General features: G+C 42.2%; 14 protein-coding genes. 5 read left to right on the forward strand and 9 right to left on the reverse strand.

The window, feature by feature from the left end:
* Positions 1-102 precede the first annotated feature (102 nt).
* The 3 genes from CPC19_RS10835 to CPC19_RS10845 are packed head-to-tail and all read right to left on the reverse strand — an operon-like array spanning position 103 to position 2,400.
* The gene (locus tag CPC19_RS10835) at positions 103-540 is read right to left on the reverse strand and encodes an Hsp20/alpha crystallin family protein (RefSeq protein WP_015005260.1); all 438 of its coding nucleotides are present in this window, start codon (positions 538-540) and stop codon (positions 103-105) included.
* Between the two features lie 58 nt (positions 541-598).
* Positions 599-1,927 (reverse strand): MFS transporter, encoded by a 1,329-nt coding sequence (locus CPC19_RS10840; protein WP_015005259.1) that lies wholly within the window; start codon positions 1,925-1,927, stop codon positions 599-601.
* Complete coding sequence (locus tag CPC19_RS10845; protein ID WP_015005258.1) at positions 1,924-2,400, reverse strand: luciferase family protein; 477 nt, start codon at positions 2,398-2,400, stop codon at positions 1,924-1,926. Before CPC19_RS10845 ends, CPC19_RS10840 begins: the two co-directional genes overlap by 4 nt.
* Positions 2,401-2,448: 48 nt before the next feature.
* Here CPC19_RS10845 and greB point away from each other — a divergent pair, with 48 nt between their 5' ends.
* The 4 genes from greB (at position 2,449) to CPC19_RS10870 (ending at position 4,893) form a co-directional block, all read left to right on the forward strand.
* Positions 2,449-2,943, forward strand: coding sequence for a transcription elongation factor GreB (gene greB, locus CPC19_RS10850; RefSeq protein WP_015005257.1), 495 nt, complete (start codon positions 2,449-2,451; stop codon positions 2,941-2,943).
* Positions 2,936-3,418, forward strand: a complete 483-nt coding sequence (locus CPC19_RS10855; RefSeq protein WP_016389880.1) for a YchJ family protein — start codon at positions 2,936-2,938, stop codon at positions 3,416-3,418. The genes greB and CPC19_RS10855 overlap by 8 nt, the downstream gene beginning before the upstream one ends.
* A 69-nt stretch (positions 3,419-3,487) precedes the next feature.
* Entirely contained in the window at positions 3,488-4,471 is a 984-nt protein-coding gene (locus tag CPC19_RS10860) for a diguanylate cyclase (RefSeq protein ID WP_015005255.1), read from the forward strand.
* 215 nt (positions 4,472-4,686) lie between these two features.
* Entirely contained in the window at positions 4,687-4,893 is a 207-nt protein-coding gene (locus tag CPC19_RS10870) for an SHOCT domain-containing protein (RefSeq protein ID WP_016389882.1), read from the forward strand.
* A 16-nt stretch (positions 4,894-4,909) separates the two neighbouring features.
* Here the strand turns inward: CPC19_RS10870 and purL are convergent, their stop codons facing one another.
* From purL to dapA, 4 genes are all read right to left on the reverse strand, one after another.
* Positions 4,910-8,767: a phosphoribosylformylglycinamidine synthase gene (gene purL / locus CPC19_RS10875; RefSeq protein WP_016389883.1), complete on the reverse strand. Its 3,858-nt coding sequence runs from the start codon at positions 8,765-8,767 to the stop codon at positions 4,910-4,912.
* Positions 8,760-9,476 (reverse strand): MBL fold metallo-hydrolase, encoded by a 717-nt coding sequence (locus CPC19_RS10880; protein ID WP_016389884.1) that lies wholly within the window; start codon positions 9,474-9,476, stop codon positions 8,760-8,762. Before CPC19_RS10880 ends, purL begins: the two co-directional genes overlap by 8 nt.
* A gap of 68 nt (positions 9,477-9,544) precedes the next feature.
* Positions 9,545-10,153 carry an outer membrane protein assembly factor BamC gene (bamC, locus tag CPC19_RS10885; RefSeq protein WP_016389885.1) on the reverse strand — a complete coding sequence of 203 codons (609 nt, stop codon included), beginning with the start codon at positions 10,151-10,153 and terminating at the stop codon, positions 9,545-9,547.
* Positions 10,154-10,188: 35 nt separating this feature from the next.
* Entirely contained in the window at positions 10,189-11,058 is an 870-nt protein-coding gene (gene dapA, locus CPC19_RS10890) for a 4-hydroxy-tetrahydrodipicolinate synthase (RefSeq protein ID WP_015005249.1), read from the reverse strand.
* Between the two features lie 160 nt (positions 11,059-11,218).
* On the opposite strand from dapA, the gene CPC19_RS10895 reads away from it, so the two are divergent.
* Positions 11,219-11,692: a peroxiredoxin gene (locus CPC19_RS10895; protein ID WP_016389886.1), complete on the forward strand. Its 474-nt coding sequence runs from the start codon at positions 11,219-11,221 to the stop codon at positions 11,690-11,692.
* On the opposite strand, the gene CPC19_RS10900 is transcribed toward CPC19_RS10895, so the two are convergent.
* Positions 11,689-12,387: a BON domain-containing protein gene (locus tag CPC19_RS10900; protein ID WP_016389887.1), complete on the reverse strand. Its 699-nt coding sequence runs from the start codon at positions 12,385-12,387 to the stop codon at positions 11,689-11,691. The genes CPC19_RS10895 and CPC19_RS10900 overlap by 4 nt on opposite strands.
* A 22-nt stretch (positions 12,388-12,409) precedes the next feature.
* On the reverse strand, positions 12,410-13,480 hold the full coding sequence (locus CPC19_RS10905; protein ID WP_015005246.1) for an AI-2E family transporter: 1,071 nt from the start codon (positions 13,478-13,480) through the stop codon (positions 12,410-12,412).
* Positions 13,481-13,777 lie beyond the last annotated feature (297 nt).

The raw sequence follows: 13,777 nt of genomic DNA on the forward strand, positions 1-13,777 counted from the left end.
TCCTTTTCTTATACCTCAACACTATAGACCCTATCGTACCGTAAAACCTTTCAGACAAAAAAACGGGGCCAAGGCCCCGTTGTTAACATAAGACTATGTCATTTAATTATCTTTATCATTAACCTTTATACGTTTTGGCAATACCGCCGGCTTCTTTGGAATTATTAATTCAAGAACACCTTTTTCATAATTTGCGCTCACTTTATTTTCATCGGTTGTATCGGGTAATACAAAGCGTCGATAAAAAGTACCATTGAAACGCTCTACACGTTTATAGCCATCTTTCTCTTCTTTTGATTCACTAGAACGTTCACCTCGTACAGTTAAAATGCCATCCTCCATTGTCACATCAATCTCGTGTGGGTCTACACCCGGCACATCAGCGTGAAGAACAAAGCGATCATCTTCTTCTTTAATATCCACTGCTGGTGTCCAAGTTGATGTTGAAGAAACACTGTCTTCATCATCTGAAAACCTGCGACTTAAATCGTTTCCATAACGCCCTAAAAGGTTCCATGGTTCATATCTTGCAATTGCCATATCAATTCTCCTATTTAAGTTGTTTACAGTATTTAAATAGGGAGGCATGAACATTTTTTCAAGACTTATCTTGCACTTTTTCGTGGTTTTTAATAAAGAAAAGTGCTGTTGCCGTGACAAAACAGAACGAACCAAACACAATAAAGTTCACATCTAAACCAAACGATGCGGCGACTAAAGCACCCGCTAATAACGGGCCGACAATAGACCCGATCCGTCCAATGCCTAAGGCCCAACCTACCCCAGTAGAACGAATATGTGTTGGGTACATATAGCTGCTCAGTGCATTCAAACTGACCTGCCCACCCACAACAAAAAAGCCAGCAAAGAAGGACAAAATCATCACCATATTAATCGATGAACCAAATTGGCCTACAGCCATCATACTGAACCCAGCCAATACAAAACAAACCACCAAGACCCTCTTAGAGCCCCAGTAAGATATAAATTTAGCTAAAATAAAAGGCGAGATGGCACCGCCAATATTTAAAACAATGACTGTTTTTGTAGCTTCACTTAGCTGATAGCCCGCCTCAACCAGTAGCGTTGGAATCCAGCTATATAGGAAATAAGCCACCAGTAAATTAAAGAAAAAGACCACCCATATTAACAAGGTGTCTGCCTGCCTTCTTTCCATAAATAACGCCTTAACAGGAAAGTGCTTTTCCACTGGGTGATGATAAAACACGCTGTTAGATGGAACCTCTCGCCTACTCTCTATTTTTTGGGCAATCTTACAAAGCAACTTATCATTATCGTTATCATGCTCCACTAAAAACCGAGGTGACTCAGGTAAATATAGAATTAACACAGGAACCAATAGCAGGGGCAAAACTCCACCTACGTAGAACAATGACGCCCAACCATAAGCCGGAATAATTTCTGAAGCAATTATTCCGCCGCTTATACCACCAATCGGCATGCCCAGAAATATCACTGCTATGGCAATGTTTCTATACCGTGTTGATACATATTCAGTCATCAATGCCATAGCATTTGGCAAAGCACCACCAAGTCCAAGACCGGTGAGGAAACGCAACAATACAAGTTCGTTATAGGTTTCTATAAAACCCGTCAACAAGGTACACAAACCAAACATACAAACGCTGGAAATAACCGCATTACGACGGCCAAACTTATCGCCAACCGGGCCTAATATTAATGCCCCCAACATCATACCGAACAACCCTGCCGCAAAGACATAACCCAAGTCGCTGTTAGCTATCTCTAACGCCTTACTAAGGTCTGGCGCAGCAAACGCGATGGCTAACACGTCAAAACCATCAAAAATAATGATCAAGGCACAAAAAAGCATCACTAATTGCTGAAATTTACCTAGCGGGTTTTCTTCGATAATAGCGCTCATATCTAATGGTTTTTGATTCATAATGCTGTCCCCTTTGTTGTTTTAGCGTTCTTCAATGACGCATTTACGATCTTCATGACGGTATCTATTTCTTCTATATCTCTTGGCGCATAAACGAGCGCTATGGTTTCTGGAATAGGCCCCTTACCTGCTAATGGGTGTCGTTCACCCCATTGTTTATCAATCACTGTTTTAAAATCTTCTTCGGATAGCGCCATATGTAGACTACCATCATACGCCGGATGAATATGTGCAAATTCTCGCTCGATCATAAACCCATTCGTACAATTACATGGCTCACCTTCTTCTAGCCATAGCGCTTCAGCACCGGGCACAGAAATAATACTCGGACGACGACTCACCTTATCAAAATGAAATAATTTCTCTTTAAATAATTGATGGCATTCAACACTTGGGTTTTGCGTTAATTGCTCATGCGGATTAGTATTAGTCGTTTCAGGGCGTTCGCCCTCACGGGTTGATATCTGCAACATATTTTGCCTTATAATCTAATTCAAAAACTAACTAGCTTACACTAATATATGAGTCGTTATCGACCTCCTTCACCACCGAAATCTGCCTATATTACCAAAAAAGGCTTTGAACGCTTACAAGCCGAAGAAAAGGATTTGTGGCTAAAGCGTCGCAGCGTTGTCGCAGCTTTATCAGCCGCAGCCGCCGAGGGTGATCGCTCTGAAAATGCTGAATATATTTACCGCAAAAAAGAACTGCGTGAAATCGACCGACGTATCCGATATTTACAAAAACGCCTGCCCATTCTTAACGTTATTCATGAAAAACCAAGCAACTTAGACAGCGTATTTTTTTCCAGTATTGTTACCCTAGAAGACCTTGATGGCGAAGAAAAAACTTATCGCATTGTAGGCCCAGACGAACTGGATCACCAACCCCACTACATCAGTATGGACTCCCCAGTTGCCAAGGCTTTATTCAAGAAACAACTCGATGATGAAGTGACCGTTACCACACCTGCTGGCAAAATAACCTACATGATTACTAGCATCGATTATGAATAATTCTTTATGCCCTTGCGGTTCGGGTCGATTGTACTCACAGTGCTGCGCACTTTTTATAACCGCATCATTAATGCCTGAAACAGCTGAACAATTGATGCGTTCAAGGTTTACTGCTTTCTATTTCAACGAACACCCATATTTAGTCAATACGCATCATCCAAGCCAACGCGAAGCCAATGAATTAACAAGCTTACAAAACAGCCAAGAAACAAGCCATTGGATTAAGTTAATCATCCATCAAGTAAAACACGGTGATAAGCAACACCAAACGGGCCAAGTTGAATTTTCTGCTTTTTTTAACGAAAACAATGAATTTTTTGAGTTACGCGAAAAGTCACGATTTATTAGAGAACAAGACCAGTGGTATTACCTTGATGGAGAGCCCAACATTTACCGCACCAACCTTAAGCTAAAAAGAAATGATCTATGTTGGTGTCAAAGTGGCAAAAAATTTAAACACTGTCACGCATTATAAAAAATTCATTTCTCTTGATTCTTCAGTCAATCAGCGCATAATCAGCATATATGTTTACTACCATGAATAATGAGTACTCATCCTGACAAAGGCTTAACAACGAGCCATGAGAACTTATTTACGTTCCATCTGCTCGATAGTATTACTATTCCCACTTTTGCCATTAACACCCAGCACGAAATAACACACTGGAATAAAGCACTTGAGAAAGCCACCGGCTTTCTAGCTGTCGATATGATTGGCACTAAAAAACAATGGAAACCGTTTTACCCAAACCCTCGGCCAACATTGTCAGACCTTATTATTGAAGGCGCAAAGGATGAGTCCGTTGAGCGTTTCTATACCAATAAATATCATCGGTCTAACGTGTTAGACAATGCTTTTGAAGCTGAAGATTTTTTTCCAACCATAGGCTCCGGTGAATGGTTACTTTTTTCTGCGGCGCCCATATTAAATGCCAACCACGATATTATTGGAGCCGTTGAAACACTGATTAATATTAGTGAGCAAAAACACAGTGAAAAAAGACTTTTCGATAACCAACAAAAATACCGAGAACTCAGCACGCTGGACGATTTAACTCAACTGTATAACGCACGACATTTCTTTTCAGAATTTAACAGCGAGGTCAGTCGTTGCGATAGGTATCGACAGGTTTTATCCATCTGCATGTTAGATTTAGACGACTTCAAACAGGTTAATGATACCTATGGTCACCAGTTTGGCAATACTGTGCTAACAGGCTTTGCAGACATCATCAAAGAAAACATTCGTCACGTCGATGTAGCCTTTCGTTATGGTGGTGAGGAGTTTGTTATTTTATTCCCCTTTGTTATTGCAAATAAAGCAGCGATTGCCGTTAAAAAAATTCGCACCCAGCTAGCACAGAAAAACTTTGTAACTGACGAAGGCAAAACCGTTAACATCACGGTAAGTGCAGGCGTTGCTACCTACCTAACAAAAGAGGGCGCTAACAGTTTTATTAAACGAGCAGACAAGGCTATGTATCAAGCTAAAGAAAATGGTAAAAATCAAGTTGTTATTGCCAAATAAGCAACTCACCTCATTACTCTACGTCGCTATGATTAAACACATCGTTTTATACTCCTTACGCTATGTTGAAACAGCGCAAACAAAAGAAAACTTTAAAACTGAAACCGCAATTAAACGTTATGTTATACAGCATTCTCTGAGCATCAAACGCTTAGCCCTTTTATCAGCTAACTATCACTTGCCCCTAAACCCATTAATAATGAAACTGACTAACAATGAATGCTGACGACTTTGGCTTATGGGCTATGCTGGCCTTTTGGGGTAGCGCCATTGGCGGTATATTTTTAGCTATTCAATGGGCCAGCAAGAAAGGCAAAAAAAGCCCCGCCCCACGTGATGTGATGATTAAATCACTCGACAAGCGGCTAGCTGAAGGTGAAATAACTGCAGAAGAACATCAACGGCGAATCAATGAATTATGAGCGTTTAAAGCGGTTTTTACCCTACCCACTTTCTCGCATTTCTAAACATTCTTAACCACGCGCCATCCTCACCCCACTCTTCTGGTGACCAGCTATTTTGTACGGTTCTAAAGCAACGTTCTGGATGCGGCATCATAATTGTAAAACGGCCATCATCTGTTGTTAGCCCGGTAATGCCTTGCACTGACCCATTTGGGTTAAAGGGGAACTGCTCTGTCACGTCACCATCATGATCAATGTAACGCAACGCCACATGGCCTTGCTCATCAGCCTTAGTATATTCTACCCGACCTTCACCATGCGCCACGGCTACAGGCATTTGTGAACCTTCCATACCCGATAATAAAACAGAAGGTGATGGTTGAATTCCTACCATCGCTACTCGCGCTTCAAATTGCTCAGACTCATTTCTAACAAAATGTGGCCATGCTTGCGCACCGGGAATCAATTCACGCAAATTCGACAACATTTGACAGCCATTACACACACCTAAGCCAAACGTATCGCTACGGTTAAAGAAGTCACTGAAGGTTTGACGTGCATGCTCGTTAAATAAAATAGATTTAGCCCAGCCTTCACCAGCACCTAAAACATCACCATAAGAAAACCCACCACACGCTGCCAACCCTACAAACTCTGCAAGGTCACGTTGACCCAAAATCAATTCACTCATGTGAACATCAACAGATTCAAAACCAGCTTTATCAAAGGCAGCCGCCATTTCAACATGACCATTCACGCCTTGTTCTCGTAGTATAGCCACTTTTGGTCGAGCCTTAGTTGCTGTTAACTCGGCAACGATGTTTTCTCTTGGATCAAAACTTAATTCACTAAATAAGCCCTTATCCGCATTATTGACAATTCGCTCAAACTCTTGTTGAGCACAGCTTGGGTTATCCCTTAATGCCTGAAGTTTGTAGGATGTTTCTGACCATGCCTGTTGCAACTTCGCCCGCGACTCTTCAAAAACGGTCTCCCCGTTTTGCGTAACAATGATGCGTTGAAACGTATACGCCGTACCAATAACACTGACGCAATCTGCCAATCCTTGTTTATTAAAGGCGTCTATTACTGAAGCTTCATCTGTTTTGGATACTTGAATAACAGCGCCAAGCTCTTCATTAAACAGGCTGCTAAGTAGATCGCCTTCAATATCAATAATAGCCCCACAGCGACCAGCAAATGTCATTTCACATAAGGTTGCCCATACACCACCATCCGAACGATCATGGTAGGCCATCAGCTGACCCTTTTCATTAAGTTGCTGAACCGTATTGAAGAAGGCTTTAAATGCTTTAGCATCATCTAAATCGGGCACCGATTCACCCATCATCTGCTGGGTTTGCGCTAACACCGAGCCACCCATACGGTTTTTACCTGCACCCAAATCAATCAAAATTAAACTGTTATCAATATCTGTTTTTAACTCAGGGGTCAGTGTTTTACGTACATCGTTTACTGGTGAAAAAGCCGTAATAATTAACGATAGTGGTGAGCTGACGACTTTTTCTGCCGCATCTTCTTTCCATGCCATTTTCATCGACATTGAATCTTTACCCACTGGAATGGCTAAACCCAAGGCTGGGCACAGTTCCATACCAACGCTTTTTACCGTATCAAATAATGCTGCATCTTCACCTGCTTCACCACAAGCAGCCATCCAATTGGCTGACAAACAAACTTCATCTAAACCACGAATATTTGAGGCTGCAAGGTTAGTTAAGGCTTCACCAATGGCCATGCGCCCCGATGCAGGCCCATCGATAACGGCCAACGGAGTTCGTTCGCCTAACGCCATAGCTTCGCCCGTGTAATGATTAAATCCACTCGTTGTGACCGCCACATCAGCTACTGGAATTTGCCACGGCCCGACCATTTGATCACGTGCAACCAGCCCCGTTACTGAACGGTCTCCAATATGAATAAGGAATGATTTATCAGCAACCGCCGGAAAGCGTAAAACTTGATATGCCGCCGTTTTTAGGTCAATTGTACTTGCATCATAAGCCGGCACATTACATTGAATATGCTCAACCGAGCGTTCCATTTTGGGCGGTTTGCCAAATAATAATGACATCGGCAAATCAATTGGTCGGTTATTAAACAAGCGATCATTAAGAACTAATTGCTCTTCTTGAGTTGCTTCACCAATGTGCGCGTACAAACAACGTTCTCGTGCACATAATGCTTTAAATTCTTCTAACCGATCTGCCTTTAGCGCAATAACATAACGTTCTTGCGATTCATTACACCAAATTTGCATCGGCGATAAACTGCTATCAGCACATAAGATATCACGCAATTCAAAGCGACCACCCAAATCACAATCATGAATGATTTCTGGTACCGCGTTAGATAAACCACCCGCACCTACATCATGAATAGAAATAATGGGGGTTTTTTCGCCCATCGCATTACACGCTTCTATCACCTCTTGGCAACGGCGCTGCATTTCTGGGTTTTCTCGTTGCACGGATGCAAAGTCTAAGGCCTCAGAACCTTCGCTGGAGGTTTGTGATGACGCCGCACCGCCTCCCAAACCAATCAACATCGATGGACCACCCAATACTATAATCGGTGAGCCCGGTTCTATTTTTTGCTTTAAAGCATGCATCGGACGGACTGAACCAACACCACCTGCAAGCATAATTGGTTTGTGATAACCACGCGCTTTTAGGCTGTTTTCATTTGGTACATTTTGTTCAAAGGTACGGAAATAACCGGTTAAATTTGGACGCCCAAATTCATTATTAAACGCCGCCCCGCCGAGTGGGCCTTCCAACATAATATCAAGCGCTGAAGCAATCCTCTCTGGCTTGCCAATGCTTTGCTCCCATGGTTGTGAAAACTCAGGAATATTTAGGTGTGATACGGTAAAACCCGTTAGACCCGCTTTAGTGCGTGAGCCTCGCCCAGTCGCCCCTTCGTCACGAATTTCACCGCCAGAACCTGTTGCCGCACCAGGGTAAGGCGAAATGGCTGTTGGGTGATTATGCGTTTCTACTTTCATGAGATACGGCACATGCTCTTCAACAAACTGATATGAACGACTTTCAGGGTCACGAATCATCACATCTGCGTCACTACCCTCTGCTACTGCAGCATTATCGCTGTATTTAGAAATAATGCCTTTTGGGCTGTGCTTGGCCGTATTTTTTATCATACCGAACAAGGTTTCTTCTTGTTCATCACCATCTATCGTCCAATCTGCATTGAAAATTTTATGTCGACAGTGCTCCGAGTTTGCCTGAGCAAACATCATCAATTCAATGTCATTAGGGTTTCGACCTAGGGCCGTGAAATTGTCAACCAAATAATCAATTTCATCGCTTGATAAAGCCAACCCCATTGTTTTGTTAGCCGCTACTAAGGCCTGCTTACCTTCTGACAAGATATCAACCGATGCCAAGGTGCCGGGTTCTGCATGAGCAAACATATCATCTGCCCGCTCCCCTTGTTTTAAAACCCGCTCTGTCATTCTGTCATGAAGTTGCTCAGCGACTTGAGCGAGTTGCTGCTCGTTAAGGTCACCTTGCACATAATACGCAACACCTCGCTCAAGTCTCTTGACTTGATCCAATCCACAATGTTGTGCAATATCGGTGGCCTTACTAGACCATGGTGATAACGTATTCGCGCGTGGCACAACCAATAAACGTTCACCCACGTGTTCAACCCCGTCACTCTTGGGTCCGTATGTTAAAACACGCGTTAACGTTTCTAGCTCACTATTCGATAGTGTCTGTTCAATATCAACAAAATGAATAAATTCCGCACTAATATCAGTGATGTGTGGAACAGATTGTCTGATTTTTGTTAAGAGTCGTTGTTTACGAAAAGCAGATAGTGCTGTGCTGCCAATAAGTTCAAGCATGTAGAGTCTCGTTACTTTTAATGTTTGTTGTTAGGTTGCGCCAAGCCATACCCATCTCTTGATCAATCACTTCTAACCAAGCTCGGTCGCATTGTATCGCCTTGCTCACGCTATCTAAAACGAGATCATGGCTATTGTTCTTTTCACTGACGTGAGCCAGTACTAAATGTTGTAATGTTGCTGTATTCAGGTGCTGTAATAATTCAATCGCTTGTTGATTATCCAAATGCCCCCAATCACCCATCACCCGTTGTTTTAGCGACTCTGGGTAGACACCATTCAACAGCATCTCCCGGTCATAATTACATTCAAGTATCAAGGCGTCGCAGTCATTCAACACATCAACCATATGCTGGGTAATCGACCCCGTATCGGTCATAACACCGAGTTTCAAATGATTCGATTTAAAAACAAATTGTGTCGGCTCGCGTGCATCGTGCGGCACTAAAATAGGTTCGACTGAAATACCCCCTAATTCAAAGGGTTTATGACTATTAAAGCACTGTACTGAGTCAATATTTTTCATCATCGCCGCGGTGCCATAACTGGCCCAAACAGGGATATTGTAACGACGAGCGTATCGAGCAACACCGCCCACGTGATCGCCGTGTTCATGCGTTACAAGAATAGCGCTAACATCACTACCAGCAACGCCTAAGCGTTGCATCCGTTTATCAGTTTCCTTGATAGAAAACCCGTTATCAATCATCAACAAGGTCTCGTCAAACTGGACGAGCGTTGAATTCCCTCGGCTGCCGCTGCCTAGGGAGGCAAACCTCACGGTGCTAACTGGGCTAATAAATCAGTCAATAGTGTTTGAGAGGTAGCGTTATCAATACGATTTCTTTCTTCATCTAAAACACGCACTGTGATGCCATTTTCGGCTCGTTGTAACTCAACCACATACACATCAGTCTCTGCTTTCTTCCAAAAAGAAAGACTAGACAACATACTGCTCGAACCACTATTTTTTGCAATATTCAAATAAACCAAACTCGTTTGGCGATTCTTGTCTTCTATGTCGTAGTTTTTCTCTTCTAACGCAGAGATCGTTTTACGCCAAGCATTTCGTAAACTATCGCGCACAAGTAAATGGCTATCCACCCCATCTTGTATTAATTCAGCGCTGGGTTGACTCTCGTTTAGCGGCGTTGTTTGAACAACATTACTATACGCTGAGGGACTAACATTATTATTGTTTACACCACCATCATATTCATCCTTAATCACGCTGCCCGATAAGTCAGGCGGCACTTCAAGCGAAGGCAGTTCGTGCGCTCGCTTATACGCTTCTCGTTGATCAACAAACACTTCATCGACTGAAGGCATCATGCCGCATGCACTTAAAACAGCCATTAACATTGCTATTAAAATCAATTTAACCATTACGTTTATCTTCATTATTTTAATTTTTAATACGTTTATTGAGCAGCCAGCATCGCTTTTTTAACAACCTCTTCACATTCTGGGCTTAACCAAGTCATCGGCAAACGGATGCCTTTTTTGATAAGGCCCATTTCACTCACAGCCCACTTCACTGGAATCGGGCTCGACTGAACAAATAAGTCACGATGTAAGGGTTGAAGCGTGGCATCTATTGCTTTTGCAGCCTCGGCATCACCGGCTAATGCTTTCATACACATTTGGTGGTTTTTTGCTGGTGCGACATTACCTGTAACTGTAATAGAGCCCTTTGCGCCCATTAAAATTAACTCACATGAGGTCGCATCGTCGCCAGAATAAACTGCAAAATTTTCATCACTTAAATCAATTAATGCTTGCCCAATGGCCATGTCACCCGTAGCGTCCTTAACCCCTATTATATTGGGGATATTTTTTAATTTAGCCACCGTTTCAGGCAACATATCACAGGCAGTTCTGCCCGGTACATTATATAAAATTTGTGGAATATCTACCGCTTCTGCAATCGCTTTAAAATGCAACACTAAGCCCTCTTGTGTTGGCTTATTATAATAAGGCGTTACTAATAAACAGGCGTCCGCCCCTGCCTGCGCGGCGCAACGTGTCAAGTCGATCGCTTCGGTTGTTGAATTTGCACCGGTGCCAGCAATAACAGGAATACGACCGGCTGCAATACGGACTACCTGACGAATAAAGTGACAATGCTCTTTTTCATTCAAGGTCGCTGATTCACCGGTTGTACCCATCGCCACAAGGGCATCGCTACCCTGTTCGATGTGAAATTCAACCAATTTATTTAAACTCTCTTCGTCAAGCGACCCATCTGCATGCATGGGGGTGACGAGTGCAACAATACTGCCTTGAAACATAGTTGAATCCAATTTAAACGGAAATTTAACGACTATCTTAAAGACCTTTCTTTAAGATAGTCTCGATCAGCAGGATATTATACATACATCAATGCTACAACTAAAAAACAGTCTGCTAAAATACTTCCAATTTCAATAAATTTTTATAAGGTTATTAATCATGGACACCGTAACACTTAATCAAACCGTTCCTGAATTTTCTTGCACCACAACAGCTGACGAATCATTAACGCTGAGCAGCTTGGCAGGTAAAAACATCGTCATTTATTTTTACCCTAAAGACAACACACCTGGCTGCACACAAGAAGGGCAAGATTTTCGTGATCACTACGAAGAGTTTCAAGCGGCCAACACCGAAATTTTTGGTGTTTCACGCGATTCCGTTCGCGTTCATACCGGCTTTAAAACAAAACACAACTTTCCATTCGAGTTGATCAGCGACCCTGATGAGTCTTTATGCAAATTATTTGACGTAATTAAGCTAAAAAAATTATACGGCAAAGAGCACATGGGTATCGAACGCAGCACGTTCATCATTAATGCCGACGGCGTACTCACTCACGAGTGGCGTAAAGTTAAAGTCAAAGAACATGTCACCGAGGTCTTAGACGCTGTAAAGGCTTTAAATACTTAAAACCGAAACAACGGAACGACTTTTTCTACTCCAGCCATGTCATTCACAAACCGCGTTGCTTGCTGCGCGGTTGATTGACTTAACTGGTCACCTAATAGGTATACATAGCCATCGGACACCACCACTTTAATTGTTTCTGCTTTATCAATAATCGATGCATGCAAAAGCTTATTAACAATGCTGGCGCGAAGTAGATCATCGTCACTTCGAGCCACTTCGCTAATTGGCGTGGACACCCTCACCTCATTATAGAAACGATTCACCGTACTACACTCTTCTGCCGTTTTTAAATTAAAACGACGACGATCGTTCGCGGCCATTTTAGATGCTTTCTCGCCACATACTTGGGCATTCGAAGGTTCCACATGGTTAACATCGCCTTGTGTCCATTGTAAATGTGCCTCGGACAACACCACGCTCAACACCTTATTTTTTATTTCTTCTGTCGCTGCTTGACCGGCAATTAATACCGAATTTCGATTACGTGACACAACAATATGCGCTCCTTCACGCAAAGTTTTATTACGTAATAATGCCGAATCTACTTTAAATTCAAACGCAGCATCCTTTAATTGACCCTCTATTCCTGTCGCATTATCTTCAAAAAGACGGTCAGAAATATCTGATAATTCAAATGCATGCACCGTTGTGGCAGCAAATAATAATGTGCAAAAAGTAAGTTGGAGCAATTTCATGAGGATCCTTTTTAAAATTAAATTATTTGATTGGGCTATCAAGCACATTATAACGAGTGGGCCACGCCACTAAAACTGCTTGAACTAATGTAGCCAACGGAATTGCAAAGAAAACGCCCCAAAAGCCCCATATTCCACCAAAAAATAAAATGGCCACAATAATGGCAACAGGGTGAAGGTTAACAACCTCGGAGAATAACAGCGGCACAAGAACATAGCCGTCTAGCGCTTGAATAATTAGAAAAATACTTGTCAGGTAAATAAATTCATTTCCCCATTTCCATTGAACATACGCAACTAGCACCACAGGGATCGTCACAACGGTAGCACCGACATACGGCACCAATACAGATAACCCGACTAAAAAGCTTAGAAGCATTGCATAGTGCAAGCCCACTAAATTAAACGCGATAAAACAGACCGCCCAAACAATTAAAATTTCCCAAACCTTGCCTCTAACATAATTAGCAATTTGCTCATTCACTGTTGACCAAACTTCTATTGTTAAACGTCGATTGGTGGGCAAAAAGCTGGCAAACCATTGTGAAATTTCTGCCTTGTCCATTAAGAAAAAGAACACCATCATCGGCACTAAAAGCAGATAAACAATTAACGCCACAACATTTAAGACCGAGGCGGCTGAAAACGACAATAAATTTTGCCCATATTTAACCGCTTCTGTACTGACTTGATCAAAAATTAATTTAACCTGAGCTTCGGTAATAAAGTTTGGGTACTTTTCAGGCAAGGCCGTAAATAAGTGAACCCCCTGATTTAACATATTGGGTAACTGTTGAGCCAATTGAACTGTTTGTATGGATAACAAAGGAATCAGCCCAAATATCATATAAGACAACAGCGCCATAAATAAGCTAAACGAACTGATAACCGCTAGCTTTCTGGACAAGCCCAAAAATTGGAATTTAGCAACAACCCCTTCCAGTAGGTAAGCTATCACTATACTGGCCAACACTGGTGATAACAATTCACCCACCCAGAGGATGGCTAACAACCCAAATAATAAAGTTCCTAACAAAGCCAAAGCTTCGGGATTTGTCAGCACTCGATTAAACCACTGTTTTATATTTTCCATATCGCATCAAAAATTTAGTTACACCCAACAACCCCAGACATCCTACTGATCATCCCACACAATTGATCAACATAAACCAAATGGATTTATTCGTTGACTACCGACTGATGCCGACCCCTTATATCATAACCTGTTTTTAGCCATCTCATCGCCAGCAGCACATAAATGCTAGAAGATAGCGCCGTTACGATTATTTACGCAGTTTTCTTTCTGTTTTATTCTCCTTAGACCCAATAGCGCTTTTATTGCTGTCCTTGCAAATTGCATAAGGCTTTACAAGCAAACAAAATATGGTGA

Source organism: Cycloclasticus sp. PY97N (assembly GCF_002443175.1).
In the GTDB taxonomy this organism is placed as follows: domain Bacteria; phylum Pseudomonadota; class Gammaproteobacteria; order Methylococcales; family Cycloclasticaceae; genus Cycloclasticus; species Cycloclasticus pugetii.

Bases quoted from the DNA above. Each gene is read 5' to 3' on its own strand.
- CPC19_RS10835 (WP_015005260.1), bottom strand. From the start codon at position 540: ATGGCAATTGCAAGATATGAACCATGGAACCTTTTAGGGCGTTATGGA.
- CPC19_RS10840 (WP_015005259.1), bottom strand. From the start codon at position 1,927: ATGAATCAAAAACCATTAGATATGAGCGCTATTATCGAAGAAAACCCG.
- CPC19_RS10845 (WP_015005258.1), bottom strand. From the start codon at position 2,400: ATGTTGCAGATATCAACCCGTGAGGGCGAACGCCCTGAAACGACTAAT.
- greB (WP_015005257.1), top strand. From the start codon at position 2,449: ATGAGTCGTTATCGACCTCCTTCACCACCGAAATCTGCCTATATTACC.
- CPC19_RS10855 (WP_016389880.1), top strand. From the start codon at position 2,936: ATGAATAATTCTTTATGCCCTTGCGGTTCGGGTCGATTGTACTCACAG.
- CPC19_RS10860 (WP_015005255.1), top strand. From the start codon at position 3,488: ATGAGTACTCATCCTGACAAAGGCTTAACAACGAGCCATGAGAACTTA.
- CPC19_RS10870 (WP_016389882.1), top strand. From the start codon at position 4,687: ATGAATGCTGACGACTTTGGCTTATGGGCTATGCTGGCCTTTTGGGGT.
- purL (WP_016389883.1), bottom strand. From the start codon at position 8,767: ATGCTTGAACTTATTGGCAGCACAGCACTATCTGCTTTTCGTAAACAA.
- CPC19_RS10880 (WP_016389884.1), bottom strand. From the start codon at position 9,476: ATGATTGATAACGGGTTTTCTATCAAGGAAACTGATAAACGGATGCAA.
- bamC (WP_016389885.1), bottom strand. From the start codon at position 10,153: ATGGTTAAATTGATTTTAATAGCAATGTTAATGGCTGTTTTAAGTGCA.
- dapA (WP_015005249.1), bottom strand. From the start codon at position 11,058: ATGTTTCAAGGCAGTATTGTTGCACTCGTCACCCCCATGCATGCAGAT.
- CPC19_RS10895 (WP_016389886.1), top strand. From the start codon at position 11,219: ATGGACACCGTAACACTTAATCAAACCGTTCCTGAATTTTCTTGCACC.
- CPC19_RS10900 (WP_016389887.1), bottom strand. From the start codon at position 12,387: ATGAAATTGCTCCAACTTACTTTTTGCACATTATTATTTGCTGCCACA.
- CPC19_RS10905 (WP_015005246.1), bottom strand. From the start codon at position 13,480: ATGGAAAATATAAAACAGTGGTTTAATCGAGTGCTGACAAATCCCGAA.